Raw genomic sequence first — 18,407 nt, 5'->3', positions numbered from 1 at the left:
CTTCGGTTGAGACAGTAACTAACCCTGAAAGTGATGTTGAAAGTGACAGATCAGGACAAACACAAAACTAATCGTATCGCCTCTATTGCTGCAGTTGTTTTCAGCGCAGTAATTGCAGCTTTAGGTGTGGCAGGTTATCAGCGAACGGAAGATCCATTGCAGCTTATGCTTTTTTTAGGCTTGGCTGCTATGGGCTATCTAATTGTGATTTACCTGTTTAAAGGCGTTAATAAAGTCCTAGATAGTATGGACGATTCGGAAAAATAGTTGGTAGAAGCGAAATTTATCTATGTCTGATATTCGTAAGGTTGCAGTGCTGGGTGCAGGTAGCTTTGGCACGGTAATAGCGAACATTGTCGCTGATAATGGTCATAAAGTTAGTTTGTGGTTACGTGATCAGGAAAGAGCGGATCATATCAACGAGTTCCATGAAAATCCTCGTTACCTTCCTGACTACCAACTCTCTAAAAATATTACGGCATCTTGTTCGTTAGAAGATGTTCTCCTTGATGCAGAACTGGTTTTTGTCTCTATTCCGAGTCAGTCATTTAGGCAAGTGATTGAACAAGCTAAACCTTGGTTAAAGCCGGAGCAGATGCTCGTAAGTACAACGAAGGGCATTGAAGCTAAGACTTTTAGCTTGATGAGCGAGATCCTGACTGAAGAGATGCCTGATGCTTGTATTGGCGTCTTAAGCGGACCTAATCTGGCAAAAGAGGTTGCTGCTAAGCAATTAACAGCAACGGTAATTGCTAGTGATTCTGCAGACGTTAGAACACTGGTTCAGGATATTCTTCATAGCTCTTATTTTCGTGTTTATGCTAGCTCTGATACTTACGGTGTTGAGCTTGGTGGTACGCTGAAAAATATTTATGCCATTGCTGCAGGTTTGAGTGCTGCACTTGGTATGGGTGAAAATACCAAGAGCATGTTAATGACACGTAGTTTGGCTGAAATGAGCCGATTTGCGGTATGTATGGGGGCAAACCCTATGACATTTATTGGTCTAGCTGGCGTTGGTGATTTGATTGTAACCTGTATGTCGCCTTTGAGCCGTAATTACCGTGTTGGCTATGCGTTAGGTGAAGGTAAAACCTTAGATGAAGCGGTTGAGGCTTTAGGGCAAGTTGCCGAAGGTGTTAACACGATCAAGCACGTCAAAGAAAAAGCTGCTGCGATGGGTGTCTATATGCCTCTTGTTGCAGGATTATATGAGGTTGTTTTCAACCACGCTCCGGTCGCTCAAGTCGTAAAAATGCTGATGATGAGTGAGCAGAGTACCGATGTTGAATTTGTCTTACCTAGAGAAGGCGAATGAATTTCTTTTTAATGCGCCACGGTGAAGCCGAGTTTTTTGCTGAATCGGATGCTCAGCGCAAGTTGACGCCTGAAGGCGTTAAAAGGCTCGAGTTAAGATTAGAGACTGCTGTACCTCATCTTAAAGATGTGGATTGTGTTATTCATAGTCCTTATGTCAGAGCCTGTCAGACTGCGGAAATAGTTAATCAGCAGTTGGGTGGGGTTGAGCAGTTTATTTCGGAACTCTGGACGCCAGAATCTGATCCTGCGAATGCTTTAGCCTTTCTAGAAAGGTTTGAAAGTCGTTCTCCACTCGTGGTTACGCATATGCCCTTAATCTCTTATGTAGAAGCAATTTGCTGCGAAGGTAGTGCACATAATCCAGCTACCTTCAGTTGTGGTGAAATAGCCCAGCTGGAAGCGGATTGGCCAGCAGCTGGGCTCGGGCGTTTAGTTCGTCGTATCTAATTGTTTGATGGCGCCACTGCTATTTCCATCCTCTAGATCCTTTGCCATAAACTGTTGGTTTAGCTGCTGCAGATCTAAATTGTTTAGATAAGTATTCATCGCTATTTTCATTATTTGATCTCGCTCATCATTACGATTCGTATAGTCATAGGCGATGGCTAAATTGCTATAGTAAATCAATTCGGGATTATCTTTGATTTGTTCCTCTGCCCACTGAGCAAAAAGAACAGCGTGTTGGTTGTCATTTTGACTCATCCCTATAAACATATTTCGGCGAAGTATTAAGAATGTGGTGTGATTTTCAAAGTACTGAGATTTTAGGGGCGATTGTAGATAAATGGTTTTTTTCTGCCCTGAATGGATGTAGTTAATAAGTCCAGCATTACCCACTTGCGCTTTAATCAGTAAATTAGTGCTAACTAGTGCAATAGCTGTTGCGCTTAAAGGTATAGTGGTGCTTGCTGCTTTTGATAATTTTGAGGTCGAATAGGTCTTTTTACCTGATTGGTGAACTAAAAATAAAATTGTTAGCAACAAGAACCAAGGTGTATTGGAAATATAAAAGGGAAGTTCTACTTGGGTATGTAGAGTAATTGGAATGAGCAAAGCTGCGTAACCAAATCCTCTTTGCCATCCAAGTTTAGTTAATTGTATAAATGTATAAAGTGTCGCTGCTAATATACCGAGAATAGCAAAGGTACCACCTTCAATAAGCCAAAATATGAATTCATTGTGAGGGTGAGTAAATTTAGGAGATTTACCTAGGTTATAAATCCCCGCTACTTGGGCTTCCATCCGCTTATCCTGAAAAACTTTTTGAAAGCTACCAAGCCCATGGCCAAACACTGGAGCTTCGGTATAAAGCTCCCACGACATGTTGTAAATGCTCCAGCGAATGTCTTGTTTCATAATTCGATCAAACTTATCTGAAGTTTTTTCTAGACCCTGACTGCCCAGTAGGCCGCCTGTAAATGATGCAATTATTACAGAGGCCAAGATAAGTTTTGATTTTGAGTAGATTTTCCAACGACCTAGAAATAATAAAGTTAATGCCAAGGTTATTCCTAGAGTACCAACTCTAGATCCACTGCTTGCGATATTGTAACTAGCAGCCATGGCAGTGATTATTATGGAGACTATGATAATTGGGTTCTTATTTTTACTTAAAGGACGTCCGATCAAGTAAAAAGCGAGGACTAAAACCGTTGCCATTAAACTTGCTTGGATGTTTACCTGTTGAAATGGTCCTACTGGGGTCAATTTAGGGCTGTGTGGAATAAAGCCTGATAGGATTGGGGGAGTTTGGGTTTGGATAATCCCATACGTAGCAGCAATTAATCCCATTGATAAAAGGATGTATAAACTTCTTTCTATTTGCCTTGAAGTTAGTTCGAATTGATAAAGAGCTATAAAGAATAAATATCCACCGCAGATTACCGACAATCTTATTAGCCACTCAGCTGGGTTGTTATTATCAGCAATGTAACTAGTGATAATTGCGCCCAGGGGTAGAAGAGCCAAAGTAAACCAATATCTAGGTAAAATAATTCTATTTTGTTTATAGATGATGTAGCAGGCAGCAGCAATGATCCAGCTAGCGATGATCCATAGGCTTGCATTGTGTGGAATGCTTAAGCCTTCACCGCCCATGTTTGGTTGGTAATAAAAGGGGGCTAAAAGGAACATTATCCCAAACAGTACAAAAAAGACTTTTTGTGGCTTTTTGAGGGAAGGGTCCTTTTCCAGTTCAAGTCGTAGAGTCATGTTTGTTCTGTTCCAATTACTTACTTTAGCTGAGATCTTAACGTAATTTCGGTTTATAGTACCTAACTGATTATTGCTAATAGGGTTTTTGTCTACCTATGCCAAATAAAGTTAGTTTTGAAATACAGATTCCAGGTTATACGGTAGCGGCTATTGAATACGGAGATCCCAATGGTGCTCCAGTGTTGGCTTTGCATGGTTGGCTGGATAATGCTGCTAGCTTTTATGCTTTAGCACAGAATCTCACAGGCATCAGATTGATAGCAATTGATTTAATCGGTCATGGGCGATCAGATCATCGTCCAGAGGTTATGCCTTATTATATTTGGGATAACGTAACAGACCTTCATGCTGTTTTAGATACACTTTCTTTGAATAAAGTCAGTCTCATTGGGCATTCAATGGGGGCAAGCATTGCGATGCTATTTGCAGGTGCTTTTCCAGAAAAGGTCGATCATTTAATGCTAATAGAAGGGTTGGCACCTCTTTTCTATGAAGAGGAAGATTTACCTCAGTTGTTTGCTGATGCTGTGATAAAGCGTAGCAAGATGGTTTCGAAAACCTTACGTCCTTATTTAACCTACGAAGATGCTATTCAGGCTCGTATGAATGGTCGTTGGCCCGTTTCTCAAGAAGCAGCTGAGGCTCTCCTAGATCGTGGATTATCAAGAACGGAAAGAGGCTATATTTGGAGTAATGATCCAAAGTTGATGATGCCTTCTTTGGTTCGGTTTAGTTTTTCACAGATCTCTTCTTTTGTTAAATCCGTAAGATCAGAAGCTATAGTTATAAGGGGATCGAATGGTGCAGCAGATAGCATCATTAATCCTTGGTTAGGTGACTTTTACCATGCTGAAGTGATTGATATGGAAGGAGGGCATCATTTGCACTTAGAGCCTAAACCTGCAGCTTTGTTGGCTGAACGTATAAATCAATGGGCATGATGCACCATTATCAGTGTTACGTTTTCAGGAGTATGGAATGCGTTTATTAGTACCTTGGTTGTTTTTTGTTTTTTCTATGAATGTGCAGTCTGCTTCCGATGTTAGAGGCAGCGTCGACTATGGCTCATTTGAGCGTTTTCCTCGATCAACTATTGTTCAATATAAAGTGATAGAAAACGCGGATTACCGTTTCGTTTTGGGTGGGTTAGAGAAGATTAATGGTGTCATTGCCCCTGAAAAAGAGGAACGCTTAAGCGGCAAATTGTTTCAACTGACCTACCGAATTCCTCAAAACCATTCCTCCGATGAAGCATTCCAATTTTTCTCAGCGCAGTTAGAGAAGCAAGGAGCAACCGAGCAATTTAATTGTCAGGGGCGGGCATGTGGTAGTAGTAATCAATGGGCGAATACCATTTTTAAGTATTCGAGATTATACGGTATTGATACCACTCAACGAGTAGCTAGCTTCAAACTTAATCAACGTTACTTCGCTTTGTATTCAGTCCAGAGAGGCAACAAAAAAGTTTATTTGCGATTAGATGTTTTGGAAATGGCTTCTGATCGTTCTGTTTCAGATAAGAGTGAGTTGGTTCAAGAATATGTTGATACTGAAGAAGGCTTCCAAAGACTTTTAGCCTTCATTCAAAATAATCCCAAGCAACAAATTTGGATAGTTTCTGCCGATTTTACAGCTGGTTCCTATCAGGAAAAACTTAATAGTGCGCTGGAGTATGGTAATCAGTTAAAAGCAAAGTTAATCACTAATGGCGTTTTGGCTGAGCAAGTGAATGTACACCCCGTTGGAGCTTTTGGAACAAAGTCAAAAACGGGTGATGTAGTAATCATGATTTATAAAGAAGAGCTTTAATAAGCTCAAAGGAGATCGAACGCTAACTTAATTTTTTCCTAGTTTTAAGTGCTTAGGAGGTCATTATGGCAACAGTTTCATTAGTTCTTGGTAGTGGTGGAGCGAGAGGATATGCCCATATAGGAGCGATTGAAGAGATAGAACGTCGAGGATATGAGATCGTATCTATCTCAGGAAGCTCAATGGGTGCCTTAGTGGGAGGAATGCACGCTGCCGGGAAATTAAACGAATATAAAGAGTGGGTAACCAGCCTCAACTGGATGAGAGTGGTTAGGTTATTAGATTTTACCCTGTCACGAGGGGCTATTCGTGGTGACAAAATATTTGTGCAGTTGGCTGAAATTTTAGGTTCGCCTAATATCGAAAATTTTGAGATTGATTTTACAGCTGTGGCTGCTGATATAGCTCATCAAAAAGAGGTTTGGTACCAAAAAGGCCCTCTACTTGACGCCATTCGTGCGTCCGTTGCTGTTCCAGGTTTATTTACTCCCGTCGTCAAAGAGGGGAGAGTGCTGGTTGATGGTGGCATACTAAACCCTCTTCCAATCATCCCCGTCGTTGCTGCTCAAGCTGATCTTATCATTGCGGTAGATTTGAATACGGGGGATTCCAGTCATAGTCATCTTAAGTTACCCAGTAATCAGTACTTAAAACGCAGCGGTATGAGTGATGAATGGCATATGCCAGATGCGAATGCTGCTGAAGGCAGTGAAGAGGTTGCTGTCGATCAGCCGACAGAGATCGGGGGGCGTATGGATGTCCTACTTAACTCTGTGGAGGTGATGCAGGCGAGTTTAGCTGAATATAAAATTGCCGGTTACCCGCCTGATTTACTTGTACGTATTCCTAAAGACCTATGTAGCTTTTATGAATTTCATCGTGCAACAGAGGCTATTGAGTATGGGCGGCTTGCAACGCGAGATAGGTTGGAAGCGTTAGAAAACGGTGATCCAATCAATTAGCTATTTATCGCGTTTAAGCAAAACGTAAAGGGCTCCAGCGCCACCATCTTTGGCCTGTGCGGAACAGAAGGCGAGTACTCCGTTTAGGCGTTTTAACCATTCGTTAACGTAAGACTTGATCATTGCCTGCTGGCTTTCTGATGAATGTGCTTTGCCGTGCACGACAATGACGCATCTCGCCTTGTTTCTTCTCGCTTCAAAAATAAATTTACTAAGCTGATCGCGAGCTTGATCAACTGTGTATCCGTGAAGATCTAAACCCTGTTCCCAAGGGATATGCCCTTGTTTAAGGCGTTTTAGAACACGAAGTTGTACCCCAGGGTTCGCAAATAAAAGTTCTTCGCTAGATTCCACCAACTCTACCGCTTCATCGGATAAACCATCGATAACCTTATCTTCCTGCTGAGTAGCAGCTTGGCGACGGTATTGCTTGTTATGAAGATCACTCTTTGATGTCTTTATCTGGGTATCAGCTTTGTCATGCTTATGGCGGGTTACGCCCTCCATTGCCGACATAAAGTCGATGTCTTCATTCTCACGGGGGTCTTTCATGGTGTTCCTGTGCGAGTTTTATTAATATTGCTCTTTAAATTTAACAAAATATCGGTCCAGACTGAATGAGCGAGCAAGCTTTAACTTTAAACTCTATAACTAATCAGTTACACAGCTTACGTGATTACATCCGTTATGCGATGAGTCAATTTGCGCAACATAAGGTTTATTTTGGTCATGGTACTGACAATGCGTGGGATGAAGCTACTCAGCTAGTATTAGGGGCAGTTTATCTGCCATGGGATGTAAACCCTGCAGTTTTGGATGGTCGTCTTACAGAGGAAGAAAAAGAGCGGGTGATCTCTTTTATCCATCAGCGTGCGGTAGAACGTAGACCTCTGCCATACATTATTGGTGAATCTTGGTTCTGCTCATTGCCTTTCTTTGTTGATGAAAGAGTGCTGATTCCACGATCACCTATTGCTGAGTTGATTGAAAATCAATTTAGCCCATGGCTGCGAGAAGGTCCGGTTGAACGTATTTTGGACCTGTGTACGGGTAGTGGTTGTATTGGTTTAGCCTGCGCTTATGCTTTCGACGAAGCGGAAGTTGATTTGGCCGATATCTCTTCTGATGCTATCGATGTTTCTAACATCAATATAGCGAAACATGAAATGGGTGATCGTGTTCAAGCTATTGAAAGTGATCTGTTTTCTAACTTACAGGGTAAGAAGTATGATCTGATTGTGAGTAATCCTCCTTACGTGGACGAAAGCGATTTGGCTTCAATGCCGGAGGAATACGATCATGAGCCAGAACTAGCGTTGGGTTCTGGCCCTGATGGATTGGATATTACACGTCAGATTCTTGCGCAAGCGAATGATTATCTAACTGAAGATGGCCTTTTGGTGGTTGAGGTAGGTAATAGTGAAGTGCATATGATGGAGAAATACCCACAGATTCCGGTCATTTGGTTAGAGTTTGAACGCGGCGGTAATGGTGTGTTTGCGATTACTGCTAAGGAACTGCGCCAACATCGGGATTGTTTGGTATAATCCCGCCCTGAATTTTTAAGAACGTTTTGGATGGAATACTGCGATGTCAGGAAATAGTTACGGTAAGCTGTTTACAGTCACTACATTTGGTGAGAGCCACGGTAAGGCTCTTGGCTGTATTGTTGATGGTTGCCCTCCAGGCATCGAGCTTTCTGAAGCTGACCTACAGTTAGATTTAGACCGCCGTAAGCCAGGTACTTCTCGTCATACAACTCAGCGCCGTGAAGCTGATGAAGTAGAGATTTTATCGGGTGTTTTCGAAGGTAAAACTACTGGTACACCAATTGGCTTGCTGATCAAAAACACCGATCAACGTTCTAAAGATTACTCCAATATCGAAGAGACGTTCCGTCCAGCCCATGCTGACTACGTTTACACGCATAAATATGGTTTCCGTGATTATCGTGGTGGTGGCCGTTCATCTGCGCGTGAAACTGCTATGCGTGTTGCAGCAGGTGCTATTGCGAAAAAGTATCTAGCGTCTAAAGGTATCGAAGTTAAAGGTTACCTATCTCAATTAGGTCCGATTGCAATTAACGAAGCTAACTTCGATTGGAATGAAGTACCTAACAATCCATTCTTCTCTCCAGATGCCGAAGCCGTGTCTGAGATGGAAACTTACATGGATGCGCTTCGAAAAGAGGGTAACTCTGTAGGTGCTAAAATCTCTGTAGTGGCTTCAGGCGCACCTGTTGGTTTAGGTGAGCCGATTTTCGATCGACTTGATGCTGACCTTGCTCATGCGTTGATGAGCATCAACGCTGTAAAAGGTGTTGAGATTGGTGATGGATTTGATTGTGTCTCACAGAAAGGCACGGAGCACAGGGATGAGATGACGCCTGAAGGTTTCTTGTCGAATCATTCGGGTGGTATCTTAGGCGGTTTATCTACAGGTCAAGATATCGTTGCGCATATTGCCTTGAAACCGACTTCTAGTTTGCGTCTGCCGGGCCGTAGTATTAATAGTCGCGGTGAAGAGATTGAAGTTGTGACGAAAGGTCGTCATGACCCTTGCGTGGGTATTCGAGCAACACCAATTGCCGAAGCGATGATGGCAATTGTGTTGATGGATCACTTACTACGTGATCGAGCACAAAACGCAGATGTTAAATCTGAGATACCTGTTATCACCTGATATTAAAATTCGCCAATCGAATCTAGGAAAGGGTAAATTAGCGATAATTTATCCTTTTTTGTTTTAGGGCTATAGAGGATTCAAAGCCGTTATGTCGTTTGATCTACTTGATCATTACTCATTAGATAAACAGCCAAACTTTCCGCCAAGAACCTTGCCGGTGGGTTTTATGCTGCGCTTAGCCAAAGCTCTGCACACCTATGGGATGACGGCTTATGAGCTAGAAAATACGATGAAACGCGTGGGTGAGACCCTTGGTTTTGGTGTTCAGTGTTTAGCGCAGCCTACAAACCTTATAATGAGCTTCTCACACCCAGAAGAGCCTGAGCCTAAAACCTATGTTTTCCGTGTAGATCAAGGCGAAGTAAACCTTGAGAGGCAGATCCAAGTAAATACGGTGGTTCGGGATGTCATGTCTGAATCTATCACGGTGTCAGAAGGTGCTCATCAACTTAAAGCTATTTCTAACTCAGGTGCTAGGTTTGGTGTTAAAGGCCAGATGGCCGGGTTTGCTCTTTTATCAGCGGGTATTGCTCACCTTTTAGGTGGTGCTGTAGCTGAGATGCTGGTGGCCTTTTTTATCGGCATGCTTACCGCCTTGATCGCGGTTAAGTTTTTAAGAACCGATTCACTTAAATACTTGTTCCCTACGTTATCGGCGATTTTATCAGCATTAGTGGCCAATTTTGTCGCCAGTTTGGGGTGGTTGTCATCGCCTTATATAGCCACGGTTGCAGGGGTAATTGTGTTAGTCCCCGGTTTGCCGTTGACCACTGCAGTAGCAGAGTTGGCTCGGCAAAATATGGTTTCGGGCACAGCACGATTGGTTTATGCCGGTACTATATTCTTACAGATAGGCTTTGGCGTAGCCATTGGTAATGCTATTGGAACAGGCTTGTTTCCAGCACAACCTGTGACGTTTGAATGGTATCTGCCTGACTGGAGTCTATGGCTATCAATCGCCTATGCAGGCATCGGGCTGTGCTTTCTTTTCCAGAGCCGTCCAGTTGATATGCATTGGGTGGTACTAGGTGGTTGTATTGCTTTTGCAGCAACCTGGTATGGGGCTCAGCTATTTGGTCAGGTCTTAGGTGCTTTTATTGGCGCATTTATTACAGGCTTGGTAGCGAACTTGTTTGAGCGTATTTCAGGGATTACCCGAGCGGTCATGTTAATGCCGGGTATTATCTTACTGGTACCGGGAAGTGTTGGTTTTCAGAGCCTCTCCCTTATGGTTGAAAAGAATGTGCTTGAAGGGATCGATACGGCATTTAGCATGAGCTTTGTTGCTATCGCGCTGGTGACAGGGTTGCTGTTTTCCTCATTAATTCTTCCCCCTAAAGAGCTGCGATGGCGAAGGGTTAACCTCCGGGATTAATAGCTGCTAAACTGCTGTTTATGAAGATATGGAAAGCTACGGCTTCAACCGCAGTTTTAACGATTATTGGTGTTTTCGTTTCGCTAACGCCAGTAAATCTTATTGCGGGCGAAATTCGGAAAATTGTGCACCCAGATGGACGGGTCGAATATACCAACCTTAGCGATAAGCAGAGGAAGGTTAACTACACCAATAAAAGCTCCTCTTCACTCAAAAAAGTTTATAAGTACCGTAATGATGACGGGGTATTGTCATTCTCAGATCAAAGACCGTTGAATATAGGATTTGAAGTTCTGAGGTTTGATTGTTTTGCATGCGGTGTAGCTTCAACTGTTAATTGGCACACCACGCCTTTAAATTTGAATGCACATAGTGATCAAGTTAAAGAGATGTCGAAAAAATACGGTGTTGATGAAGCCTTGGTCCGTGCAGTCATTCATGCTGAATCGGCTTTCCGAGTTAATGCTGTCTCTCGGGTAGGGGCGCAAGGTCTGATGCAACTAATGCCGGCGACAGCGAAAGATCTTGGGGTTACAAATAGCATGGATGCCAATCAAAACATTGAGGGTGGGACTAAGTATCTAGCCCAGCTATTACAGAACTTCTCTGGTGATCTCACCCTAAGTACAGCAGCTTACAATGCCGGTCCAGGAGCGGTGACACGCTATAATGGCGTGCCTCCCTATGCTGAAACTAAAGCCTATGTTGAGCGCGTTGCTATCCTTAAAGAGCGCTACGCTAAAGCGTTGTAGCAATCTCGCTTTGCTCTAAGAAAATTGTACTCAATTCAGTCGCTACAGCTGAGCCAAACATAGGGTGTGGCCTAGGTGCGATCGCGAGGACGATATCGACAGAGGGCAGTGGAGGTAATCGTTTCTCATCGATAATTACTAGGTCATGACTAATGCTAGAAGTCGCCATAGCGCTGATACCTAGACCTTCTCTTAATAAACCCTTGAGTGCAGTTGAGCTAGAAGACGCGCAGACTAAACGGTAATCGATCCCTTGCTTTTCTAAACCATCAACAGCTGTGGTTCGAAATTTACAATCTGGTTCAAATAACACCAAAGGCAGTGGCGATTGCTCTAGCAGTTCTGGATAACCCCCACGTACCCAAACACCGATATCGTGTTTAAGTACAAATCCTTCATCGCCATCTGGAGCCCGAGTGAGAATGGCTATATCTAATTCACCCGAATCCAACATCGAGCGTAATTTACTGCTGCAATTGCACTCAATATTAAAGTTTAAATCCGGGATTCTTTCGCTGATAAGCTGGCATAGTTGTGGGAGAACCGATTCCGCATAATCATCAGGGCATCCAATTCTTAATGGCCTTTGTGCTTGGGTAATGGAAAAGTGCCCAATAGCTTCATCATGCAAAGCGACAAGTTTTCGAGCATAACTGACTAGCTCTTGGCCTTGGTTGGTCAAAGAAAGGTTACGTCCTTCTTTGATGAATAGACTGTGGCCTGTCTCTTCCTCAAGCTTTTTCATCTGCATGCTGATTGCACTTTGCGTACGAAAAGTTTGTTTAGCCGCGCGAGTAAAACTTCCAGTATCTACAAAAGCGATAAAGCTGCGAAGTGCATCTATATCCATACAGCGATCATCCATCAATATTTCGAATAGGAGCTATCAAAACTATTCGTTAGTCAGATAGAAAGCAAGTTGCCACAATCTTAAGCCTAGATACGGAGGATGTTATGCAGCTAATTATTGGGAATAAAAACTACTCGTCTTGGTCATTAAGAGCTTGGTTGATGCTCAAAGCTTTTGAGGTCGAATTTGATGAACTTAAAATAAACCTCTTCACTGATGAATTTTATGAGACGTTAAAGCAGCATACTCCCGTAGCCAAAGTGCCTGTATTGCTCGATGGTGAATTGAATGTTTGGGACTCTCTCGCTATTTGCGAGTATGTTAATGAGCGTTATCTGGATGGTGCTGCTTGGCCGAGTGATATGTCTGAGCGGGCCAAAGCGCGAGCTATCGTCAGCGAGATGCACTCTGGCTTTAATGCCTTACGTAACGAGATGCCGATGAACTGCCGAGCTAAACGTAAAATAGAGCTAAGCCCAGCAGCAGAGCAAGATGTTCAAAGGATGGATGCTATTTGGGCAGAATTGAGAGCTACACATAAGCAATCAGGGCCTTGGTTATTTGGCAGCTTTACGATTGTTGATGTGTTTTTTGCTCCAGCTGTTTTGAGATTTTTGACCTATGGTATTGAGCTATCACCTCAATCATCTGCTTATGTGCAGACCGTCTTACAACATCCGGCTCTTCAGGCTTGGATAAATGATGCCCTGCAGGAAACCGAAGTGGTTGACGAGGATGAAGCAGGGGAGCCGCTAGAGTAAATTTTACATAAAAAAAGCCGCTTAGCTGTAATGCAGGTAAGCGGCTTTGCTTTCGCTGGAAAGTTCGTTTTTATTAGGTATTAGCTATTAGTGATCCAATATCTGGCTTAAGAACAGCTGTAAACGGTCTGTTTGCGGATTGTGGAAAATCTCTTCAGGCGTATTTTGTTCCACAATTTCCCCAGCATCCATAAAGATAACTCGGTCAGCAACCTTCTTAGCGAAGCCCATCTCATGGGTTACGCAGAGCATGGTCATGCCTTCTTCGGCTAGCTCGATCATAACGTCTAGCACTTCCTTGATCATCTCAGGGTCAAGCGCAGATGTTGGCTCATCGAAAAGCATAATTTCAGGATTCATACACAACGAACGTGCAATGGCTACACGTTGTTGCTGACCACCTGATAGTTGTCCTGGAAACTTATTAGCTTGATCTGGAATTTTTACCCTTTCCAGATATTTCATCGCAGTTGCTTCAGCTTCTTTCTTCGGTTTTTTCTGGACCCAAATTGGACCTAACGTCAGATTCTCTAAGATGGTTAGGTGAGGGAAAAGATTAAAGTGTTGGAATACCATTCCCACCTCACGGCGGATCGCTTCGATATTCTTCACATCTTCGATCATCTCTACACCATTAACGGTTAGAGAGCCGCGTTGAAACTCTTCCAGACGGTTAATACAGCGAGTCATTGTTGATTTACCTGAGCCGGAAGGGCCACAGATAACGATGCGTTCGCCTTTTTTAACGCGTAGGTTGATATCTTTTAATACGTGGAACTCGCCATACCATTTGTTGAGGTCCTTGATAACGATGATATCTTCGTTGTTTTCGATATTTTTTTCGTGTTCTATGCTCACAAGGAAAACCTCTTAGTTCTTATGGCTTGTGTCGAGTTTACGTTCGATTGATGCGCTGATCATGGACATGCTGAAGCAGCAGATCCAGAAAACGACGGCTACAAAAAGGTAACCTTCAGTCGAATGACCACCTAACCAGCTTGAATTTGCTAGTGCTGTTTGAGTGGTACTCAGCATTTCAAAGATACCGATGATCAATAAGAACGTCGTATTTTTGAAGAGCATGATAAATGTTGCCAAAATATTCGGCATAGATATCTTGATGACCTGAGGTAGGATAATCAGCAGTGTTTTCTGCCAAAAGCCTAGACCCAGAGAGTCTGCTGCTTCGTACTGCCCTTTAGGGACAGCCTGAAAACCACCTCGGAATACCTCAGCCATATAACCGGACATGAAGAGTGTAAGTACAATCCATACGCGAATCAGTTTGTCTACGTTGGTTCCTTCAGGGAAGAACAGTGGCAGCATTACAGAGCCCATAAAGAATAGGGCAAGTACTGGTACACCACGGAAGAACTCAATCAGTACAACGCTTACACTTCGTATAAATGGCATATCAGAACGACGTCCGAGCGCCCAAAGGAAGCTTAATGGGAAGGCAACGATAATACTCGCAGCGGCTAGTAGTACGTTGAGCGAGAAGCCGCCCCAATAGTCAGTTGATACATACTCCAGTCCAATCCAACTACCATCAAGAATCAGAATAGATAGGAATGGCAATGCTAAGAAAAGTGGTATAGCGATCTTGTTGCGCAGCTCTTTGCTCAGCATATTCGATGCAGTGATGACACCAACAAGGGCAATCAAGCAAACGTTGATACGCCAAATTTCTTCGGCAGGGTAGCTTCCATAGAAGAACTGCTTGGACCAAGCTTTAACAAATACCCAACAAGCACCATCTTTGGTGCAAGCGTCTTGAGTAGCACCAGCCCAATTGGCAGAGATAAATAGCCAATCGACCAAAGGTGGAATAACCGTCACTAAACCAGCAAGGATAAGTAGTGTCGCAATCGAATTAGATATTGAGTCAAAGAAATTATCTCTGATCCAATGAATTGGGCCTACAGTATCACGTGGTGCTGGTTGATCGGGTAGTGGTTTAAATTCTTTCATTTCAATCACTCCCGATTAACGTTCAGCCAGAGAAACGCTTGCATTGAAGCGGTTCATAACAAAAGAAATGGACATGTTAACGACAAAATAAACCGCCATTGTCATAAATACGATCTCGATCGCCTGACCTGTTTGGTTAAGTGTCGTGCCAACAAATACGGTGAATAGATCGGGATAGCCTATCGCTGTTGCCAGAGTCGAGTTTTTAACTAGGCTCTGATACTCACTGTTAAGCAGAGGCACAATAACGCGCATGGCTTGAGGAACAACGATCAACTTCATGATCTTGCTCTCTTTTAACCCGATACTACGTGCAGCTTCTGTTTGACCGTGAGGTACTGCTTGAACACCCGCCCTTACTGCTTCCGCAATAAATGCTCCGGTATAAACCGTAAGTGCTAAGGCAAGTGCCATCAGTTCAGGAATAACCGTTACACCACCTCGGAAGTTAAAGCCTTTAAGCTCAGGGAAGTCCCAAGTGAACGGTACGCCTGCTGCAAATAGGGCAACAAGAGGTAAAACAAACAGAATAGCCAAACTAGCTTGTAATACTGGGAACTGCTGGCCGGTGTCATCTTGACGTTTCTTAGCCCAACGCTTGAGGATAAAGATAGAGGCAATGGCAGCAGCAATCGCAGCATAAACAATACCTGCACCACTTTCAGCATTTAGTCCTGGGAAGTAGAGGCCGCGAACGTTTAAGAAGATCACTTCCCCAAGGCTCAAGCTTTGACGAGCGCTTGGTAGTGCTGCCAATACCGCGAAATACCAGAAGAAAATCTGAAGTAGTAGTGGGATGTTTCGGAAAGTTTCTACATAAGCGACAGCCAGCTTTCTGATCAGTAAGTTATGAGAGAAATGAGCAACCCCCATAATAAAGCCAACGATTGTCGAGAGAATGATCCCGATTGTCGAAACAAGAATGGTATTTAATAAACCGACAATAAATGTACGACCATAAGTATGCGTTGCATCGTATGGCACCAACGACATTAGAATATCGAATCCGGCAGTCGTAAACAGGAAGTCATAACCGCTTTTGATACCGCGGGCTTCTAAGTTAGCCAGCGTGTTAGAAATAATACCGTAAAAGAAATACCCCAAACCTGCTAGCAACAGCAGCTGGTAAATAATTGAACGGTTTCTAGGGTTGTTGAAGAAGGAGGGTGATGACGTCACCTGTGGCTTTTCAGACATAATTAAGCACTTATCTTCAGAAGGTTATAAGTAAAAATAGCAGAGGGGCATGAAAAATGCCCCTCTGTTTGGTCCTTCCTTAGCGTACTGGTGAAGAGTACATGATACCGCCTTGGTTCCACTGGGCGTTTAGACCACGGGAAATTTTAAGCGGAGAACCCTGACCTACATTGCGCTCAAAGCTTTCAGCGTAGTTACCTACTTGCTTCACAATGTTGTATGCCCAATCAGCAGGGATGCCAAGTTTTTGACCTGCATCGCCTTCAGAACCCATTAGGCGTTTCTGAGAAGGATTACCTTCTGTTTTCGCTTTATCAGCAGAAGCACTGTCGATTTTTAGGAATTCAGCTTCAACCATCGCCATTAGAGACCAGCGAACCACGTTAAACCATGCATCGTCACCTTGACGAACAACAGGGCCTAGCGGTTCTTTAGAGATAACTTCTGGCAGTACCATCGCTGCTGAAGGATCTTTGAGGCCTATACGTAGAGCGTATAATTGAGATTGGTCTGATGTTAGGACGTCACAACGACCGCTTTCGAAACCAGAGCGTGTTTGGTCAGAAGTATCGAATGTGATTGCTTTGTAGCTGATGCCGTTGGCACGGAAGTAGTCTGCTAGGTTAAGTTCAGTTGTTGTACCTGCTTGGATACATACAGCTGCACCGTCTAGTTCTAGAGCACTTTTTACGCCAAGGTCTTTAGAAACCATGAAGCCTTGACCGTCATAATAGTTTACGCCAGCAAAGTTAAGACCCAGAGAGGTATCACGTGTGTGAGTCCAAGTAGTGTTACGAGATAGAATATCGATTTCACCAGACTGAAGTGCAGTGAAACGCTCTTTAGCTGTAAGAGGCTTGTATTGAACTTTGCTTGCGTCACCTAGAACAGCAGCAGCAACAGAACGACATACGTCTACATCAAGACCGCTCCAAGTACCGTTCTCATCTTTCTGAGAGAAACCTGCAAGGCCAGTACTTACCCCGCAAGATACGCTGCCTCTTTTTTGAACATCTTCTAAAGTGCCTGCTTGAGCACCAAACGCTAAACCAAGTGCCATACCTGTAGCAACAACCGAGGTAAGTAATTTCATTCTGTTTCTCCATCCTTTCTGAGGCTTTTATACGCCGCAAAACCGTCTTGTTTTTGTTATTTGTTGTAGTAAGCGTAGGTTATTTATTTAGTTCCTAACAAACTTAGAAGAATACATCGAAAATGGTAGTAAAATTAGACTTTAGTTGTAGTTAGGCTCTAGGCCTTTGGTGGTAAGGGCTAGAGCGTGTTTCGCTAGCTTCTAATGTTGTAAAAAAAAGTTCATAAAATGGATAAAGTAGCAAATAATAAATTTATTTCTGATTGCTTGATCAAAAATGTTATGAGGGTTGAATAAAAATGTTAGTCCGATGAGTGGGTTAAACTCCGCGGAATAGCAGTGTTGAATGATGTGGAATCTTTGTGCTCTAGAGGGAGTGGAAATGCTTTGTTTTTTACCTTTTTCGGGGTATAAATGCGACCAAAATTTAAGGCCTGCGAAGTTAGGTTTATACTCTAAATTAATGTAGTGCGTTTAGCGGTGCTACCCCTTTTTTCGTTAGTTAGCGAGTAAAGCAAGTGACAACGTCTTTAAAAGAAAATTTATACAAAGAAACACTCCATAAAGGTTACGGTCAGGAATTTGATGTAGAGGAAGTGTTGTTCGAGCAACAAACGGATTCTTGGCATCTAATTATTTTCCGTAATCCCGTTTATGGCACTGTTATGGCGTTGGACGGGATTATTCAAACTACGGAAAGAGATGAATTTGTTTACCATGAAATGCTAACGCATGTGCCAATTCTGGCTCATGGGAATGCAAAAAGAGTTTTGATTATCGGTGGTGGCGATGGTGGCATTCTGCGTGAAGTATGTCGTCACCAGTCAGTTGAACATGTTACTCAAGTAGAAATCGATCAAGCCGTAATCGATATGTGTAAAACATATCTTCCAAATCACTCTGCAGGTGCTTTTGAAGATCCACGTGCCAATATCGTGATCGCCGATGGCGTTGAATACGTTAATCAAACCGACGAAAAGTTTGACGTAATCATCTCCGATTGCACTGACCCTGTAGGCCCAGGTGAAGTGCTATTCTCGAGTCGTTTTTACGAAGGGTGTAAGAACTTGCTGACAGAGGGTGGTGTTTTTGTCGCACAGAACGGTGTGCCTTTCCTACAACAAGATGAAGTGATTACTACGCGTCGTCGTTTAAGCCCGTACTTCAAAGACCAATCGTTCTACACCGCGGCTGTACCTACCTATATCGGTGGAGTGATGACGTTGGCGTGGGGTTCAGATAATGAGTCATTACGAACGATCGATTTGGCAGAGTTGCAGAAGCGCTTTGATAACAGCGGAATCGAAACTCGTTACTACAACCCTCAAATGCACTTAGGTTGCTTTGGCTTACCGCAATATTTATTAAATGCTTTAAAAGAGGCATGATGACGAACGGTACTATCTAGTTCACTTACT

At 43.2% G+C, this 18,407-nt stretch carries 19 protein-coding genes; 12 read left to right on the top strand and 7 right to left on the bottom strand.

The features are described 5' to 3' along the window. Positions 1-42: 42 nt before the first annotated feature. From ACMXYT_RS10575 to sixA, 3 genes are read left to right on the top strand one after another with little or no spacing between them, the layout of a single operon-like run. Complete coding sequence (locus ACMXYT_RS10575) at positions 43-267, top strand: hypothetical protein (protein WP_415898627.1); 225 nt, start codon at positions 43-45, stop codon at positions 265-267. A gap of 22 nt (positions 268-289) precedes the next feature. Beyond that, a complete protein-coding gene (locus ACMXYT_RS10570) occupies positions 290-1,318 on the top strand; it encodes an NAD(P)H-dependent glycerol-3-phosphate dehydrogenase (RefSeq protein WP_415898626.1) in 1,029 nt (342 codons plus the stop codon). Then, entirely contained in the window at positions 1,315-1,767 is a 453-nt protein-coding gene (gene sixA, locus ACMXYT_RS10565) for a phosphohistidine phosphatase SixA (protein ID WP_415898625.1), read from the top strand. The genes ACMXYT_RS10570 and sixA overlap by 4 nt, the downstream gene beginning before the upstream one ends. On the opposite strand, the gene ACMXYT_RS10560 is transcribed toward sixA, so the two are convergent. Beyond that, positions 1,750-3,531, bottom strand: coding sequence for a Wzy polymerase domain-containing protein (locus ACMXYT_RS10560; protein WP_415898624.1), 1,782 nt, complete (start codon positions 3,529-3,531; stop codon positions 1,750-1,752). The genes sixA and ACMXYT_RS10560 overlap by 18 nt on opposite strands. A 98-nt stretch (positions 3,532-3,629) precedes the next feature. Between ACMXYT_RS10560 and ACMXYT_RS10555 the strand changes: the two genes are divergently transcribed. The 3 genes from ACMXYT_RS10555 (at position 3,630) to ACMXYT_RS10545 (ending at position 6,305) form a co-directional block, all read left to right on the top strand. Beyond that, positions 3,630-4,475, top strand: coding sequence for an alpha/beta fold hydrolase (locus ACMXYT_RS10555; protein WP_415898623.1), 846 nt, complete (start codon positions 3,630-3,632; stop codon positions 4,473-4,475). Positions 4,476-4,512: 37 nt separating this feature from the next. Beyond that, positions 4,513-5,343 carry a DUF4892 domain-containing protein gene (locus tag ACMXYT_RS10550; RefSeq protein WP_415898622.1) on the top strand — a complete coding sequence of 277 codons (831 nt, stop codon included), beginning with the start codon at positions 4,513-4,515 and terminating at the stop codon, positions 5,341-5,343. A gap of 65 nt (positions 5,344-5,408) precedes the next feature. Continuing rightward, positions 5,409-6,305, top strand: coding sequence for a patatin-like phospholipase family protein (locus tag ACMXYT_RS10545; RefSeq protein ID WP_415898621.1), 897 nt, complete (start codon positions 5,409-5,411; stop codon positions 6,303-6,305). On the opposite strand, the gene ACMXYT_RS10540 is transcribed toward ACMXYT_RS10545, so the two are convergent. Then, complete coding sequence (locus tag ACMXYT_RS10540; RefSeq protein WP_415887669.1) at positions 6,306-6,857, bottom strand: Smr/MutS family protein; 552 nt, start codon at positions 6,855-6,857, stop codon at positions 6,306-6,308. Between the two features lie 65 nt (positions 6,858-6,922). On the opposite strand from ACMXYT_RS10540, the gene prmB reads away from it, so the two are divergent. The 4 genes from prmB to ACMXYT_RS10520 all read left to right on the top strand — a co-directional run bounded on the left by prmB (position 6,923) and on the right by ACMXYT_RS10520 (position 11,117). After that, positions 6,923-7,852 carry a 50S ribosomal protein L3 N(5)-glutamine methyltransferase gene (gene prmB, locus ACMXYT_RS10535; protein WP_415898620.1) on the top strand — a complete coding sequence of 310 codons (930 nt, stop codon included), beginning with the start codon at positions 6,923-6,925 and terminating at the stop codon, positions 7,850-7,852. Positions 7,853-7,895: 43 nt separating this feature from the next. Beyond that, positions 7,896-8,987, top strand: coding sequence for a chorismate synthase (aroC, locus tag ACMXYT_RS10530; RefSeq protein WP_415884106.1), 1,092 nt, complete (start codon positions 7,896-7,898; stop codon positions 8,985-8,987). Positions 8,988-9,078: 91 nt separating this feature from the next. Further along, the gene (locus ACMXYT_RS10525) at positions 9,079-10,365 is read left to right on the top strand and encodes a threonine/serine ThrE exporter family protein (RefSeq protein ID WP_415898619.1); all 1,287 of its coding nucleotides are present in this window, start codon (positions 9,079-9,081) and stop codon (positions 10,363-10,365) included. Positions 10,366-10,385: 20 nt separating this feature from the next. After that, a complete protein-coding gene (locus tag ACMXYT_RS10520; protein WP_415884108.1) occupies positions 10,386-11,117 on the top strand; it encodes a lytic transglycosylase domain-containing protein in 732 nt (243 codons plus the stop codon). On the opposite strand, the gene ACMXYT_RS10515 is transcribed toward ACMXYT_RS10520, so the two are convergent. After that, positions 11,104-11,982 carry a LysR substrate-binding domain-containing protein gene (locus ACMXYT_RS10515; protein WP_415898618.1) on the bottom strand — a complete coding sequence of 293 codons (879 nt, stop codon included), beginning with the start codon at positions 11,980-11,982 and terminating at the stop codon, positions 11,104-11,106. The two genes, ACMXYT_RS10520 and ACMXYT_RS10515, sit on opposite strands and share 14 nt — an antisense overlap. Before the next feature lie 89 nt (positions 11,983-12,071). On the opposite strand from ACMXYT_RS10515, the gene ACMXYT_RS10510 reads away from it, so the two are divergent. Continuing rightward, the gene (locus ACMXYT_RS10510) at positions 12,072-12,728 is read left to right on the top strand and encodes a glutathione S-transferase family protein (RefSeq protein ID WP_415898617.1); all 657 of its coding nucleotides are present in this window, start codon (positions 12,072-12,074) and stop codon (positions 12,726-12,728) included. An 87-nt stretch (positions 12,729-12,815) separates the two neighbouring features. Here ACMXYT_RS10510 and ACMXYT_RS10505 read toward each other — a convergent pair whose 3' ends face one another. From ACMXYT_RS10505 to ACMXYT_RS10490, 4 genes are all read right to left on the bottom strand, one after another. Continuing rightward, the gene (locus ACMXYT_RS10505) at positions 12,816-13,586 is read right to left on the bottom strand and encodes an amino acid ABC transporter ATP-binding protein (protein WP_415898616.1); all 771 of its coding nucleotides are present in this window, start codon (positions 13,584-13,586) and stop codon (positions 12,816-12,818) included. A gap of 12 nt (positions 13,587-13,598) precedes the next feature. Then, positions 13,599-14,699, bottom strand: a complete 1,101-nt coding sequence (locus tag ACMXYT_RS10500; RefSeq protein ID WP_415898615.1) for an amino acid ABC transporter permease — start codon at positions 14,697-14,699, stop codon at positions 13,599-13,601. 15 nt (positions 14,700-14,714) lie between these two features. Continuing rightward, entirely contained in the window at positions 14,715-15,896 is a 1,182-nt protein-coding gene (locus ACMXYT_RS10495; protein WP_415898614.1) for an amino acid ABC transporter permease, read from the bottom strand. A gap of 79 nt (positions 15,897-15,975) precedes the next feature. Further along, positions 15,976-16,989 carry an amino acid ABC transporter substrate-binding protein gene (locus ACMXYT_RS10490; protein ID WP_415884114.1) on the bottom strand — a complete coding sequence of 338 codons (1,014 nt, stop codon included), beginning with the start codon at positions 16,987-16,989 and terminating at the stop codon, positions 15,976-15,978. Between the two features lie 518 nt (positions 16,990-17,507). Here ACMXYT_RS10490 and speE point away from each other — a divergent pair. After that, positions 17,508-18,377 carry a polyamine aminopropyltransferase gene (speE, locus tag ACMXYT_RS10485; RefSeq protein ID WP_415898613.1) on the top strand — a complete coding sequence of 290 codons (870 nt, stop codon included), beginning with the start codon at positions 17,508-17,510 and terminating at the stop codon, positions 18,375-18,377. Positions 18,378-18,407: the final 30 nt, after the last annotated feature.

This window comes from Neptuniibacter sp. QD37_11, from assembly GCF_047778105.1.
Classification (GTDB): Bacteria; Pseudomonadota; Gammaproteobacteria; order Pseudomonadales; family Balneatricaceae; genus Neptuniibacter.
This window is presented reverse-complemented; position numbering and strand designations above follow the sequence as displayed.

What these genes read in the sequence shown, in the direction of transcription:
- ACMXYT_RS10560 (WP_415898624.1), bottom strand. Translation starts at nt 3,531, where the DNA reads ATGACTCTACGACTTGAACTGGAAAAGGACCCTTCCCTCAAAAAGCCA.
- ACMXYT_RS10510 (WP_415898617.1), top strand. Translation starts at nt 12,072, where the DNA reads ATGCAGCTAATTATTGGGAATAAAAACTACTCGTCTTGGTCATTAAGA.
- ACMXYT_RS10540 (WP_415887669.1), bottom strand. Translation starts at nt 6,857, where the DNA reads ATGAAAGACCCCCGTGAGAATGAAGACATCGACTTTATGTCGGCAATG.
- ACMXYT_RS10495 (WP_415898614.1), bottom strand. Translation starts at nt 15,896, where the DNA reads ATGTCTGAAAAGCCACAGGTGACGTCATCACCCTCCTTCTTCAACAAC.
- ACMXYT_RS10545 (WP_415898621.1), top strand. Translation starts at nt 5,409, where the DNA reads ATGGCAACAGTTTCATTAGTTCTTGGTAGTGGTGGAGCGAGAGGATAT.
- ACMXYT_RS10550 (WP_415898622.1), top strand. Translation starts at nt 4,513, where the DNA reads ATGCGTTTATTAGTACCTTGGTTGTTTTTTGTTTTTTCTATGAATGTG.
- ACMXYT_RS10520 (WP_415884108.1), top strand. Translation starts at nt 10,386, where the DNA reads ATGAAGATATGGAAAGCTACGGCTTCAACCGCAGTTTTAACGATTATT.
- sixA (WP_415898625.1), top strand. Translation starts at nt 1,315, where the DNA reads ATGAATTTCTTTTTAATGCGCCACGGTGAAGCCGAGTTTTTTGCTGAA.
- ACMXYT_RS10525 (WP_415898619.1), top strand. Translation starts at nt 9,079, where the DNA reads ATGTCGTTTGATCTACTTGATCATTACTCATTAGATAAACAGCCAAAC.
- ACMXYT_RS10500 (WP_415898615.1), bottom strand. Translation starts at nt 14,699, where the DNA reads ATGAAAGAATTTAAACCACTACCCGATCAACCAGCACCACGTGATACT.
- ACMXYT_RS10555 (WP_415898623.1), top strand. Translation starts at nt 3,630, where the DNA reads ATGCCAAATAAAGTTAGTTTTGAAATACAGATTCCAGGTTATACGGTA.
- ACMXYT_RS10515 (WP_415898618.1), bottom strand. Translation starts at nt 11,982, where the DNA reads ATGGATGATCGCTGTATGGATATAGATGCACTTCGCAGCTTTATCGCT.
- ACMXYT_RS10490 (WP_415884114.1), bottom strand. Translation starts at nt 16,989, where the DNA reads ATGAAATTACTTACCTCGGTTGTTGCTACAGGTATGGCACTTGGTTTA.
- prmB (WP_415898620.1), top strand. Translation starts at nt 6,923, where the DNA reads ATGAGCGAGCAAGCTTTAACTTTAAACTCTATAACTAATCAGTTACAC.
- ACMXYT_RS10570 (WP_415898626.1), top strand. Translation starts at nt 290, where the DNA reads ATGTCTGATATTCGTAAGGTTGCAGTGCTGGGTGCAGGTAGCTTTGGC.
- aroC (WP_415884106.1), top strand. Translation starts at nt 7,896, where the DNA reads ATGTCAGGAAATAGTTACGGTAAGCTGTTTACAGTCACTACATTTGGT.